The organism is Streptomyces fragilis, assembly GCF_003112515.1.
Lineage (GTDB): Bacteria > Actinomycetota > Actinomycetes > Streptomycetales > Streptomycetaceae > Streptomyces > Streptomyces fragilis.
Map to the genome: position 1 here is coordinate 755,120 of NZ_BEVZ01000004.1, position 12,841 is coordinate 767,960.

Here is a 12,841-nt window from a genome sequence, read left to right on the forward strand (position 1 = left end):
CCCTGCGCGCCGTCGCGCCCGTGCCGCCGCCCCCGCGTCCAGGGTCGGGGGACCAGGGTCGGGGTGCCGGTCAGGCGGGCCAGTAGGTGCGGGCCCAGGCGCCCGGGCCGGGCTGCGGGAGCCGGCGCGTGGCCAGGGCGGCCGGGTCGGACCAGGAGTCCCGGATTCCGTCGGCCCCCTCCCCCGGCACCGCGGCGGCCACCGCGGCGCGGGCTCGGACCACCGCCAGTGCGGCGGCCAGCTCCTCGGGTGTCGGGTTGCCGCGCACGACCTTGATCGTCATAGCCAGGACCCTTCCTAGAGCGGGATGTTGCCGTGCTTCTTCGGCGGAAGTGATTCCCGCTTGGTGCGCAGATGACGCAGCCCGCGGACGATCTGCGAGCGGGTCTGCGACGGCGCGACCACCGCGTCCACGTAGCCGCTCTCCGCGGCGATGTACGGGTTCAGCAGCGTGTCCTCGTACTCCTGGATCAGCCGCGCCCGCACCGCCTCCAGGTCCTCGCCCGCGGCCTCCGCCTCGGCGAGCGTCCTGCGGTGCAGGATGTTGACCGCGCCCTGCGCGCCCATCACCGCGATCTGCGCCGTCGGCCACGCCAGGTTCAGGTCGGCGCCCAGGTGCTTGGAACCCATCACGTCGTACGCGCCGCCGAACGCCTTCCGCGTGATCACGGTGATCAGCGGGACGGTCGCCTCCGCGTAGGCGTAGATCAGCTTGGCGCCCCGGCGGATGATGCCGTCGTGCTCCTGGCCGACGCCCGGCAGGAAGCCGGGCACGTCCACGAACGTCAGCACCGGCACGTTGAAGGCGTCACACGTCCGGACGAACCGCGCCGCCTTCTCGCTGGCCTTGATGTCCAGGCAGCCCGCGAACTGCATCGGCTGGTTGGCGACCACGCCCACCGGGCGGCCCTCCACGCGGCCGAAGCCGGTGAGGATGTTGGGCGCGAACAGCGGCTGCGTCTCGAAGAACTCCCCGTCGTCGAGGATGCGTTCGAGCACCGTGTGCATGTCGTACGGCTGGTTGGCGCTGTCCGGGATCAGCCGGTCCAGCTCCAGGTCCTCGTCGGTGACCGTGAGGTCGGCCTCCTCCGGGAAGGACGGCGGCTCGCTCAGGTTGTTCGAGGGCAGGTACGACAGCAGCTGCTTGACGTACTCGACCGCGTCCTTCTCGTCGCCGGCCATGTGATGGGCCACGCCGGAGAGGGAGTTGTGGGTGTGCGCGCCGCCCAGTTCCTCGAAGCCGACGTCCTCGCCGGTGACCGTCTTGATGACGTCCGGGCCGGTGATGAACATGTGCGAGGTCCGGTCGACCATCACGGTGAAGTCGGTGATGGCGGGCGAGTACACCGCGCCGCCCGCGCAGGGCCCGACGACCAGGCTGATCTGCGGGATCACGCCCGAGGCGTGGGTGTTGCGGCGGAAGATCTCGCCGTACGCGCCGAGCGAGGCCACGCCCTCCTGGATGCGGGCGCCACCGGAGTCGTTGATGCCGATGACCGGGCAGCCGGTCTTCAGCGCGAAGTCCATCACCTTGGCGATCTTCTGCCCGTAGACCTCGCCGAGGGCGCCGCCGAAGACGGTGAAGTCCTGGGAGAACACCGCGACCGGACGGCCGTCGACGGTGCCGTAGCCGGTGACCACGCCGTCGCCGTACGGCCGGTTCCGCTCCAGGCCGAAGTTGGTGGAACGGTGCCGGGCGAACTCGTCGAGCTCCACGAACGAGCCCTCGTCCATGAGGAGTTCGATCCGCTCACGGGCGGTCAGCTTGCCCTTGGCGTGCTGCTTCTCCACCGCCTTGCCCGAACCGGCGTGCGTGGCCTGCTCGATGCGGCTCCGGAGATCCGCCAGCTTGCCCGCGGTGGTGTGAATGTCGCCCTGCTGCAGCTCTTCCGGCTCGGCCATCGGGGGTGCGGCTCCCTGCTGGTGGTGGGGTTGACGCCGGTGTTCGGCGTTGGGGGAAATGTCGGCGGGAGGGATGGTTACTCAGCCGTAGCGTAATGGCGGACCGCCCGTCCGGCAGTGCGGCGTATCCCACACCTACGCTGGGTTGCATGACGCCGCGTGATCGCTCAGAACGCCCTTCCTCCCCTGGCGACGGGGGCCCGGCCGCCGGCCGCTGGTCGGACCTCGACCGCCCGCCCCTGAACGCCTCCGCGCTGCGGCGGGCGCTGGTGCGGGAGGAATCCCTGTGGACCGCCCTCGACGTCGTCGCGGTCACCGGCTCCACCAACACCGACCTGGTCCGGGCGGCGCGCGCGGGCCGGGCCGAGGAGGGCGCGGTGCTGGTGGCCGAGGAGCAGTCCGCGGCGCGGGGGCGGCTGGACCGGGTGTGGTCGGCGCCCGCCCGCTCGGGGCTCTTCTTCTCCGTCCTGCTGGCCCCCAACGACGTCCCGGTGACCCGCTGGGGATGGCTGCCGCTGCTGACCGGCGTCGCGGTGGCGACCGGACTGGCCCGCGCGGCCGGTCTCGACACGGCCCTGAAGTGGCCCAACGACCTGCTGGTCACGGTCGACGGGCAGGAACGCAAGGCCGGCGGGATCCTCGCGGAACGCGCCGGCACCGAGGGCGTGGTCGTGGGAGTCGGCCTCAACGTCACGCTCCGCGCGGACGAGCTGCCCGTCCCGACGGCGGGCTCCCTCGCCCTGGCGGGCGCCGCGGTCACCGACCGCGACCCGCTGCTGCGGGGCGTCCTGCGTTCCCTGGAGCAGTGGTACACCCGCTGGCGGGTGGTCGGCGGTGACCCCGAGATGAGCGGGCTCCTCGAGACGTACGCGGCGGGCTGCGCGACCCTCGGGCGGCAGGTGCGCGCCCTGCTGCCGGGCGGCGACGACCTGGTGGGCGAGGCCACCGCGCTCGACGGCGACGGCCGCCTCGTCATCACCGCCGCCGACGGTGCCCGCCACCCCGTCTCCGCCGGCGACATCGTCCACCTCCGCCCGGCGTGACACGGGGGCGGCGCGCAGGGTGGTGAGAGCCGCGGGGCGGCGCGCCGGGAACGCACCACTCCGGCGGTGCGATCCGGGAGTGAGCTGCGGCACACCTGCCGTAGAGTTGAGGCCGGTCCAAACCTGACCTCGGCAGATCGGAAGGGCAACAGGCGTGACCGTCGACGACGCGGGCTCCGGCACCGGCGGACATCCCGGACCGGACGGCGACCCTCGGCCCGGCCCCGGCCACGCCGCCGACGCCTCCCCCGGCCCCCGGCCCGCCGACGCCGAGGCCGCGGGCGGCTCCGGTTCCGAGGGCTCCGTCGGCGGCTCCGAGGGCGGCGCACCGGGCGGGGCCCCGGAGGGTGACGGCGCCGCCGGGTCCTCCGACGGCGACACCCGGCCCGGCAGAGCCGGCGACGAGCGCCCGTTCTCCGGCCACGGCTCCGGCCACGGCGAGGAGCCCACCGCCGCCGACCGCACGGCCGCGCAGAACACCACGGGCACGTCCGACGAGGACCCCCTGGCCCTGCGCCTGGAGTCCCTGATCCTCGGCGCCGAGCGCCGCTACAGCCCCTTCCAGGCCGCTCGCAGCGCGGGCGTCTCCATGGAGCTGGCCTCCCGTTTCTGGCGTGCCATGGGCTTCGCCGACATCGGCCAGGCCAAGGCCCTCACCGAGGCCGACGTGCTCGCCCTGCGCCGCCTCGCCGGTCTCGTCGAGGCGGGCCTGCTCAGCGAGGCCATGGCGGTCCAGGTCGCCCGCTCGACCGGTCAGACCACCGCCCGTCTGGCGGAATGGCAGATCGATTCCTTCCTGGAGGGCCTCACCGAGCCCCCCGAGCCGGGCATGACCCGCACCGAGGTGACCTACCCCCTCATCGAGCTGCTCCTGCCCGAGCTGCAGGAGTTCCTGGTCTACGTCTGGCGCCGCCAGCTCGCGGCGGCGACCGGGCGCGTCATCCAGACGGCGGACGACGAGGAGATGGTCGACCGCCGCCTGTGCGTCGCCTTCGCCGACCTGGTCGGCTTCACCCGGCTGACCCGCCGCCTCGAGGAGGAGGAGCTGGGCGAGCTGGTGGAGGCGTTCGAGACCACCGCCGCCGACCTGGTCGCCGCGCACGGCGGCCGGCTGGTGAAGACCCTCGGCGACGAGGTCCTGTACGTCGCCGACGACGCGGGTGTCGCCGCCGACATCGCGCTGCGCCTGATCGAGACCCTCTCCCACGACGAGACCATGCCCGAGCTGCGCGTCGGCATGGCCTTCGGCACCGTCACCACCCGGATGGGTGATGTCTTCGGCACGACGGTGAACCTGGCCTCCCGCCTGACCTCCATAGCCCCGAAGGACGCCGTCCTGGTCGACAGCGACTTGGCCCAGGAGCTGCGCCGCACCCAGGACGCTCCGGCTGCCGAGGAGCAGGTCAAGGAGGACGAGGAGCAGAAGTACCGGTTCGCCCTGCAGCCCATGTGGCAGCGGCCGGTGCGTGGCCTCGGCGTGGTCGAGCCGTGGCTGCTCACCCGGCGGGCCGGCCGTCCCTGACGCCCTGAGATGATCCCCGGCGACAACAGTGCAGTCGTCGAAACCGGGAGGTCGTCCACCATGAGCGAGCACCAGGCACCAGCGGAGCGCGCGGAGCAGCCGGAGCGTCCGGAGCACGAGGACGGCGAGCGGTACGGGGAGTTCGTGCGGGTGGTCCGCCACGGGTACGTCGCCGAGCTGGTGCTGGACCGCCCGCGGGCGATGAACGCGGTCTCCACGGAGATGGCCCGCTCCTTGACCGCCGCCTGCGACGCGCTCTCGGCGGACCCGGACGCCCGGGTCGTCGTGCTGACCTCCAGTCACGAGCGGGCGTTCTGCGTGGGCGCGGACCTCAAGGAGCGGAACGGTTTCAGCGACGCGCAGCTGCGGCTGCAGCGGCCCGTCAACCGGGCGGCGTACACCGGCGTGCTGGAGCTGCCGATGCCGACGATCGCCTCGGTGCACGGGTTCGCGCTGGGCGGCGGCTTCGAGATCGCGCTCTCCTGCGACCTGATCGTCGCGGACCGCACGGCGGTGGTGGGGCTGCCGGAGGTGTCGGTGGGCGTCATCCCCGGTGGCGGCGGCACGCAGCTGCTGCCGCGCCGGGTGGGGGCGGCGCGGGCCGCCGAGCTCATCTTCACCGCGCGGCGGGTGGAGGCGGCCGAGGCCCGTGAACTGGGCCTGGTCGACCTGCTCGTCGAGGAGGGCACGGACCGCGAGGAGTCCCTGGCCCTCGCCTCGCGGATCGCCGCGAACTCCCCCGTGGGCCTGCGCGCCGCCAAGCGGGCGATGCGGCTCGGCTGGGGCAAGGACCTCCCCTCCGGCCTCGACCTCGAGGACAACGCGTGGCGCACGGTGGCGTTCTCCGGCGACCGCGCGGAGGGGGTCGCCGCGTTCAACGAGAAGCGCCGCCCGAACTGGCCGGGCGAGTAGGCCACGACCCGTCACCGGTGGGCCCCGCAGTGCCTGCGCCGGTCCCCCGGACCTCGGCCGCCCGACGGCCCGCTCCGGCTCGACGACGGCTGGGGTGACGGCGGAGCCGAGCTCGCACACCACGGTTCCGCGGGTGCGGGGGCTCGGGGGCGGCGAACCCGGCGGGACCTCGACGCCGCGCTCCGGCTTGACGGTGAGTCGTTCCACGGTCGGGTGCGGCTCGAACAGGCGCTCCGGCGGGGCCGGCCACGCGCGGTGCGGGACGCCGGTGCGGCGGCCGGCTCCGGTGCCCGCCGCACCCCGGCTCGACGGCGGCCGGGGCCGCGACGGAGCGGTGCTCGACGCGGCTCGACGCCAGGTGGGCCCTCGGTGGAGCGACGCTCGCCCGGCTCGACGCCGGGGTGGAGTCACGATGGAGCGGCGCTCGACGCGGCTCGACGCCAGGTGGGCCCTCGGTGGAGCGACGCTCGCCCGGCTCGACGCCGGGTACGCCCTCGGTGGAACGGCGCTCGACGCGGCTCGACGCCAGGTGGGCCCTCGGTGAAGCGGCGCTCGCCCGGCTCGACGCCGGGTACGCCCTCGGTGGAACGGCGCTCGACGCGGCTCGACGCCGCGTAGGCCCTCGGTGGAGCGGCGCTCGCCCGGCTCAACGCCGGGTCGGGCGGAAGTGGCGGCCCACTTGAACGTGCGGGCACGTCGCGGACACCTGGCGGGCCCGGCCCGGACCGGCGCGCGGGCCCCGCGGCGGCGCGGCAGGGACGCGGCAGCCGCGGCGGCGCGGCGAAGCGCACCGGCGGCGCGGCCCCCCGGGCCCGCCGCCGCCCGCCTCGCCTCAGCCCCGCGGCGGGGTCAGCCCGCGACGGCCGGGGTCGCCCCGGACGGCGCCGCGGGCGGCTGCTCGGCCCCGGGGCCGGCGGCGCCGTCGGGACCGGTGGCCCGCGGCCGTCCCGGCGAGGACAGGAACAGCAGGATCAGCACCAGCACCGCCGCGAGGGCCGCGAACGCCTTCACCCCCACCAGCGCGAACGCCGCCGCGCCGAGGACGCCGTGCACCACGGCCACCGTCACCAGCAGCCCCGTGCCGAGCCGTCCCGGCGCGCGGTTGCGGACCGCGGAGACCAGGACCAGCACGCCGCAGCCCACGAAGAACAGGGCGAACAGCACCGCCCCGACGCGTGACGAGCGCGCCACCATGACCGGGTCGAGGCCCGCCAGCGACATCCGCTGGTTCTCCACCATCATGGCCAAGAACCAGTTGAGCCACGCCACCCCGGCCGCCTCGGCGAACATCGCCACCGCCAGGACGAAGCCCACCGTCCTGCGCACCACCGGCCCCACCCACTTCCGCTGTCTCCGCCGTTCCCCGGGGCGTGGAAGCGCCCTCCGCGAGGCCCTCAATGACCCGCCCGGCGTATTACCCGGGGTATCTCCCAAGGTGGCGTGAACGTTACTCACGGGTAAGAGAAGCGACAAGAGTTCCGACCACCGCAAAGATTCGGCGGGGTGTTCGTAGGGACCCCACAAAGAAACACGGCCCGCGGCGGCGTGGCTTTACAGAGACCTGGGCCACATCGCCGGGCTAGGGTTTCCCGGGGGAGTCTCGCACCGCCCGGTGCTACAAGGGATTTCACGCTTCGGCACCCGCCGCCAGGCCCTCGTTTCACACTCCGTGTGGGCAAGCTCACCACTGTGTACGGGTCGTAGTGACGTGTCGGCAGTCCCTAAACTCGGCTTGTTTCAAGGAGGGAGCCTCAATCGTGCGCAAGGTGCTCATCGCCAACCGTGGCGAAATCGCAGTCCGCGTCGCCCGGGCATGCCGGGATGCCGGTATCGCGAGCGTGGCCGTGTATGCCGACCCCGACCGGGACGCCCTGCATGTGCGGGCCGCGGACGAGGCGTTCGCCCTCGGCGGTGACACCCCGGCGACCAGCTACCTGGACATCGCCAAGGTGCTCAAGGCCGCCGCGGACTCGGGCGCGGACGCGATCCACCCCGGCTACGGCTTCCTGTCCGAGAACGCGGAGTTCGCGCAGGCGGTGATCGATGCCGGGCTGAACTGGATCGGTCCGCCGCCGCAGGCCATCCGCGACCTCGGCGACAAGGTGGCGGCCCGTCACATCGCGCAGCGCGCGGGCGCCCCGCTGGTCGCCGGCACCCCGGACCCGGTGTCCGGGGCCGACGAGGTGGTGGCGTTCGCCAAGGAGCACGGCCTGCCCATCGCCATCAAGGCGGCGTTCGGCGGCGGCGGCCGCGGCCTGAAGGTCGCCCGCACGCTGGAGGAGGTGCCGGAGCTCTACGACTCCGCCGTCCGCGAGGCCGTCGCGGCCTTCGGCCGGGGCGAGTGCTTCGTCGAGCGTTACCTGGACAAGCCGCGTCACGTCGAGACCCAGTGCCTCGCCGACAAGCACGGCAACGTCGTCGTGGTCTCCACCCGTGACTGCTCCCTGCAGCGCCGCCACCAGAAGCTGGTGGAGGAGGCCCCCGCGCCGTTCCTCTCCGAGGCGCAGGTGGAGGAGCTGTACGCGGCGTCCAAGGCCATCCTCAAGGAGGCCGGCTACGCCGGCGCGGGCACCGTCGAGTTCCTGGTCGGCGCGGACGGCACCATCTCCTTCCTCGAGGTCAACACCCGCCTCCAGGTGGAGCACCCGGTGACCGAGGAGGTCGCCGGCATCGACCTGGTGCGCGAGATGTTCCGCATCGCCGACGGCGAGGAGCTGGGCTACGGCGACCCCGAGCTGCGGGGTCACTCCTTCGAGTTCCGCATCAACGGCGAGGACCCGGGGCGGGGCTTCCTGCCCGCGCCGGGCACCGTCACCGTCTTCGAGGCGCCGTCCGGCCCGGGTGTCCGCCTGGACGCGGGCGTCGAGTCCGGCAGCGTCATCGGCCCGGCCTGGGACTCCCTGCTCGCCAAGCTGATCGTCACCGGCCGCACCCGCAAGGAGGCCCTGCAGCGGGCCGCGCGCGCCCTGGACGAGTTCAAGGTCGAGGGCATGGCCACCGCCATCCCGTTCCACCGCGCGGTGGTCCGCGACCCGGCGTTCGCCCCCGAGCTCACCGGCTCCGATGACCCGTTCACCATCTACACCCGGTGGATCGAGAGCGAGTTCGTCAACGAGATCCCGCCGTTCGCGGCCCCGGCCGACGCCGAGGGCGACGACGACGGCGACCGTGAGACGGTCGTGGTCGAGGTCGGCGGCAAGCGGCTGGAGGTCTCGCTGCCCTCCTCGCTCGGCATGTCCCTGGCCCGCACGGGGCTGGCCGCCGGCGCCAAGCCGAAGCGGCGCGCCGCGAAGAAGTCGGGCCCGGCCGCCTCCGGCGACACCCTCGCCTCGCCCATGCAGGGCACGATCGTCAAGGTCGCGGTCGAGGAGGGCCAGGAGGTCAAGGAGGGCGACCTGATCGTCGTCCTCGAGGCCATGAAGATGGAACAGCCCCTCAACGCGCACCGTTCCGGCACCGTGAAGGGCCTGACCGCCGAGATCGGCGCCTCCATCAGCTCCGGCGCCCCGATCTGCGAGATCAAGGACTGACCCCCCGGGTCCCGTCCACCCCGCCGCCCGCGCCCTCACCGGCGCGGGCGGCGTCGTTCTCCCGGCCGCCGCCCCGCTCGCGGCCGTGCCCCGGGGCGCCCCGCGGGAGAGAGGCCCGTGCGGAGCCGTGGCCCGGTCAGCGGCGGCGCATGTCGGCCACGCGCGCGGCCGTCCTCTCCTGCTGGCCGCCCTCGCCGAGGACCGAGGCGGCGCGCAGCTGCGGCCCCCCGGGAGCGTGACCGCGCCGGGGCCCCGGCAGCGGGACCTCCCGCCGCTGACGGCCGCTCCCGGGCGGTTCGGCCCGCTCCGACCCCGGCGTCCCGGCCACCGCGATCTGGACCCCCTGGTCGGCCAGCGCCTGCAGCTCGGTGGCGGAGCGGTCGTCGTGACCCGGCGGCTCGTCCGTCACCAGACGGGTGATCAGCTCGGTCGGGACCGTCTGGAACATCGTGTCGGTGCCCAGCTTGGAGTGGTCCGCCAGGACCACCACCTCGGAGGCGGCCTGCACCAGCGCACGGTCGACGGAGGCGGAGAGCATGTTGGAGGTGGACAGGCCCCGCTCGGCGGTCAGGCCGCTGCCCGACAGGAAGGCCTTGGAGACCCGCAGCCCCTGCAGGGACTGCTCCGCCCCGCTGCCGACCAGCGCGTAGTTGGAGCCCCGCAGGGTGCCGCCGGTCATCACGACCTCCACCCGGTTGGCGTGGGCGAGCGCCTGCGCGACCAGCAGCGAGTTGGTGACCACCGTCAGACCGGGCACCCGCGCGAGCCGGCGGGCCAGCTCCTGCGTGGTGGTGCCCGCCCCGACCACGATGGCCTCGCCCTCCTCGACGAAACCCGCGGCGAGGTCGGCGATGGCGGTCTTCTCGGCGGTGGCGAGATGGGATTTCTGCGGAAAGCCCGACTCCCGCGTGAACCCGCCGGGCAGTACCGCACCGCCGTGCCGGCGGTCGAGGAGTCCTTCTGCCTCCAGCGCGCGCACGTCCCGCCGTACGGTCACTTCGGAGGTCTGGACGACGCGGGCGAGCTCACGGAGCGACACCGCTCCGTTGGCGCGCACCATTTCGAGGATCAATTGGCGACGTTCTGCAGCGAACACGAAACTGACAGTAACCCCGACGACCGCCGGGTTTCAGCAGTTTGCGGCGAATTGCAGAAGATGTACGCACTCGGGGATCCGGAGTGGTATAAGCCGGCGCGCGGGCGACTATGCCACACGCATGGGCGGCGGCCGACCGTGACCGGCGAAGTCGGCCGGCTCCGCGCCGGTGGCGGAAACACCAAGCGCCGGCCCCGAGTTGGGGACCGGCGCCTGCGGTGGTGCGGGGGTCGTCAGGACTTGCGGGTGTGCAGCTGGCGCGCCACCTCGGCGATGGAGCCGGACAGCGAGGGATACACCGTGAACGCGTTGGCGATCTGCTCCACGGTGAGGTTGTTGTCCACCGCGATGGAGATCGGGTGGATGAGTTCCGAGGCGCGCGGGGCGACCACCACGCCGCCCACCACGATCCCGGTGCCGGGCCGCGCGAAGATCTTCACGAAGCCGTCCCGGATGCCCTGCATCTTGGCGCGCGGGTTGCGCAGCAGCGGCAGCTTCACCACCCGGGCGTCGATCTTGCCGGCGTCCACGTCGGCCTGGGTGTAGCCGACGGTGGCGATCTCCGGGTCGGTGAAGACGTTGGAGGAGACGGCCTTCAGGTTGAGCGGGGCCACCGCGTCGCCCAGGAAGTGGTACATCGCGATCCGGCCCTGCATGGCCGCCACCGAGGCCAGCGCGAACACGCCGGTGACGTCGCCGGCCGCGTAGACGCCGGGCGCCGTGGTCCGGGAGACCTTGTCGGTCCAGATGTGGCCGGAGTCCTTCAGCCGGACGCCGGCCTCCTCCAGACCCATGTCGTGGGTGTTGGGGATCGCGCCGACCGCCATCAGGCAGTGCGTGCCGCTGATCACCCGGCCGTCCGAGAGGGTGACCTCCACCCGGTCGCCCACCCGCTTGGCGGACGCGGCGCGCGAGCGGGACATCACGTTCATGCCGCGCCGGCGGAAGACGTCCTCCAGCACCGCGGCGGCGTCCGGGTCCTCGCCCGGCAGCACCCGGTCGCGGGAGGAGACCAGCGTGACGCGGGAACCCAGCGCCTGGTAGGCGCCGGCGAACTCGGCGCCGGTGACGCCGGAACCGACCACGATGAGCTCCTCGGGGAGCTCGTCGAGGTCGTACACCTGGGTCCAGTTCAGGATGCGCTCGCCGTCCGGCCGCGCGTCCGGCACCTCGCGGGGGTGGCCGCCGGTGGCGATCAGCACGGCGTCCGCGGTCAGCGTCTCCTCGCTGCCGTCCACCGCCCGCACGACCACCTTGCGCGAGCCGTCGGCGGCCTGCAGGCCCTCCAGCCGGCCGCGGCCCCGCAGCACCCGGGCGCCGGCCCGGGTGACGGAGGCGGTGATGTCGTGCGACTGGGCCAGCGCCAGCCGCTTCACGCGGCGGTTCACCTTGCCCAGGTCCACGCCCACCACGCGCGCGGGGGAGTCGATGTGGGGGGTGTCGTCGGCGACGATGATCCCCAGCTCCTCGTACGACGAGTCGAAGGTGGTCATCACCTCGGCCGTCGCGATGAGCGTCTTGGACGGCACGCAGTCGGTCAGCACCGACGCACCGCCCAGACCGTCCGCGTCGACGACGGTCACCTCCGCGCCGAGCTGCGCGGCGACCAGGGCCGCCTCGTATCCGCCGGGTCCGCCACCAATGATCACGATCCGAGTCACGTGCTCCATTGTCCCGCACCCTTCAAGATCGCACCGCCCGGGGTCCGCCGACGCCGCCTCGCGGGGGTGCCGGGCCCGCTGTGCGGGGACGGAAACGACACGGCAACGATCGGGCCGCGGATCATCTCGGGTCTACGCGCGTAGGGCTGGACGGGATAGGGTCGGGCGGGTGAACGCTTCTCTTCTTCGGGACGACCCCTACGCGGCCGCCGCGGCGGCAGCCGACCGCCTCCGGCAGCTCACGGGCGCCGGGACCCACGACGTCGCCCTGGTGCTGGGCTCGGGCTGGGCCCCGGCCGTCGACGCCCTCGGCACTCCGGAGACCGATCTGGAGGTCACCGAGCTCCCCGGCTTCCCGCCCCCGGCGGTCGCAGGCCACGGTGGGCGCGTGAGGTCGTACCTGCTCGGCGAGCGCCGGGTCCTGGTCTTCCTCGGCCGCACCCACTACTACGAGGGCCGCGGCGTCGCCTCCGTGGTGCACGGCGTGCGCACCGCGGCCGCCGCGGGCTGCCGCACGGTGGTCCTCACCAACGGCTGCGGCGGCCTGCGCGAGGGCATGCGCCCCGGCCAGCCGGTGCTGATCTCCGACCACATCAACCTGACGGCCACCTCCCCGATCGTCGGCGCGAACTTCGTGGACCTCACCGACCTGTACTCCGCGCGCCTGCGCGAGCTGTGCCGGGAGGTCGACCCGAGCCTGGAGGAGGGCGTCTACGCGCAGTTCCCCGGCCCGCACTACGAGACGCCCGCCGAGATCCGGATGGCCCGCACCATCGGCGCGGACCTGGTCGGCATGTCCACCACCCTCGAGGCGATCGCGGCCCGCGAGGCCGGCGCCGAGGTGCTGGGCGTCTCCCTGGTCACCAACCTGGCGGCCGGCATGACGGGCGAGCCGCTCAACCACGAGGAGGTCCTGCAGTCCGGCCGCGACAGCGCCGCCCGCATGGGCGAGCTCCTCGCCGGGCTGCTGCCGCGCCTCTGACCTCTGCCGCTGCCGCGCCCCGCGCGCACCGGGGTGGGACCGCACGTGGTGCGGCTCCGCCCCGGCGGGCTTCCCGTTCCGGGGAGGTCCGCCCCCGGGAGGCGACCCGCCCCGGGGAGGACCGGGTTCACGGACCAGGAACGGGAACCCCGTGCGGGGGAACCCGCCGAACCGCGAACCGAACACCGAACCG

At 73.8% G+C, this 12,841-nt stretch carries 10 protein-coding genes; 5 read left to right on the top strand and 5 right to left on the bottom strand.

Features of this window, described 5'->3' with window-relative positions; all coding sequences use genetic code 11:
• Positions 1-70: 70 nt before the first annotated feature.
• On the bottom strand, positions 71-283 hold the full coding sequence (locus tag Sfr03f_RS16595) for an acyl-CoA carboxylase epsilon subunit (protein ID WP_108954659.1): 213 nt from the start codon (positions 281-283) through the stop codon (positions 71-73).
• Positions 284-297: 14 nt separating this feature from the next.
• Positions 298-1,902, bottom strand: a complete 1,605-nt coding sequence (locus tag Sfr03f_RS16600) for an acyl-CoA carboxylase subunit beta (RefSeq protein WP_108954660.1) — start codon at positions 1,900-1,902, stop codon at positions 298-300.
• 149 nt (positions 1,903-2,051) lie between these two features.
• Here Sfr03f_RS16600 and Sfr03f_RS16605 point away from each other — a divergent pair, with 149 nt between their 5' ends.
• From Sfr03f_RS16605 to Sfr03f_RS16615, 3 genes are all read left to right on the top strand, one after another.
• Positions 2,052-2,945, top strand: coding sequence for a biotin--[acetyl-CoA-carboxylase] ligase (locus tag Sfr03f_RS16605; protein ID WP_108954661.1), 894 nt, complete (start codon positions 2,052-2,054; stop codon positions 2,943-2,945).
• A 154-nt stretch (positions 2,946-3,099) separates the two neighbouring features.
• Positions 3,100-4,467 carry an adenylate/guanylate cyclase domain-containing protein gene (locus tag Sfr03f_RS16610; protein WP_245967589.1) on the top strand — a complete coding sequence of 456 codons (1,368 nt, stop codon included), beginning with the start codon at positions 3,100-3,102 and terminating at the stop codon, positions 4,465-4,467.
• A 60-nt stretch (positions 4,468-4,527) separates the two neighbouring features.
• Positions 4,528-5,379: an enoyl-CoA hydratase/isomerase family protein gene (locus Sfr03f_RS16615; RefSeq protein WP_108954662.1), complete on the top strand. Its 852-nt coding sequence runs from the start codon at positions 4,528-4,530 to the stop codon at positions 5,377-5,379.
• Positions 5,380-6,228: 849 nt separating this feature from the next.
• On the opposite strand, the gene Sfr03f_RS16620 is transcribed toward Sfr03f_RS16615, so the two are convergent.
• Positions 6,229-6,708, bottom strand: coding sequence for a hypothetical protein (locus Sfr03f_RS16620; RefSeq protein WP_245967590.1), 480 nt, complete (start codon positions 6,706-6,708; stop codon positions 6,229-6,231).
• A 428-nt stretch (positions 6,709-7,136) separates the two neighbouring features.
• Here Sfr03f_RS16620 and Sfr03f_RS16625 point away from each other — a divergent pair, with 428 nt between their 5' ends.
• Positions 7,137-8,909, top strand: a complete 1,773-nt coding sequence (locus tag Sfr03f_RS16625) for an acetyl/propionyl/methylcrotonyl-CoA carboxylase subunit alpha (protein ID WP_108954663.1) — start codon at positions 7,137-7,139, stop codon at positions 8,907-8,909.
• Positions 8,910-9,045: 136 nt separating this feature from the next.
• Here Sfr03f_RS16625 and Sfr03f_RS16630 read toward each other — a convergent pair whose 3' ends face one another.
• Together Sfr03f_RS16630 and Sfr03f_RS16635 are read right to left on the bottom strand one after the other, a co-directional pair.
• Entirely contained in the window at positions 9,046-10,005 is a 960-nt protein-coding gene (locus Sfr03f_RS16630) for a DeoR/GlpR family DNA-binding transcription regulator (RefSeq protein WP_108954664.1), read from the bottom strand.
• Between the two features lie 233 nt (positions 10,006-10,238).
• Positions 10,239-11,675 (bottom strand): NAD(P)H-quinone dehydrogenase, encoded by a 1,437-nt coding sequence (locus tag Sfr03f_RS16635; RefSeq protein WP_108954665.1) that lies wholly within the window; start codon positions 11,673-11,675, stop codon positions 10,239-10,241.
• Between the two features lie 160 nt (positions 11,676-11,835).
• Here Sfr03f_RS16635 and Sfr03f_RS16640 point away from each other — a divergent pair, with 160 nt between their 5' ends.
• Complete coding sequence (locus Sfr03f_RS16640; RefSeq protein ID WP_108954666.1) at positions 11,836-12,648, top strand: purine-nucleoside phosphorylase; 813 nt, start codon at positions 11,836-11,838, stop codon at positions 12,646-12,648.
• The last annotated feature ends 193 nt before the right edge of the window (positions 12,649-12,841 follow it).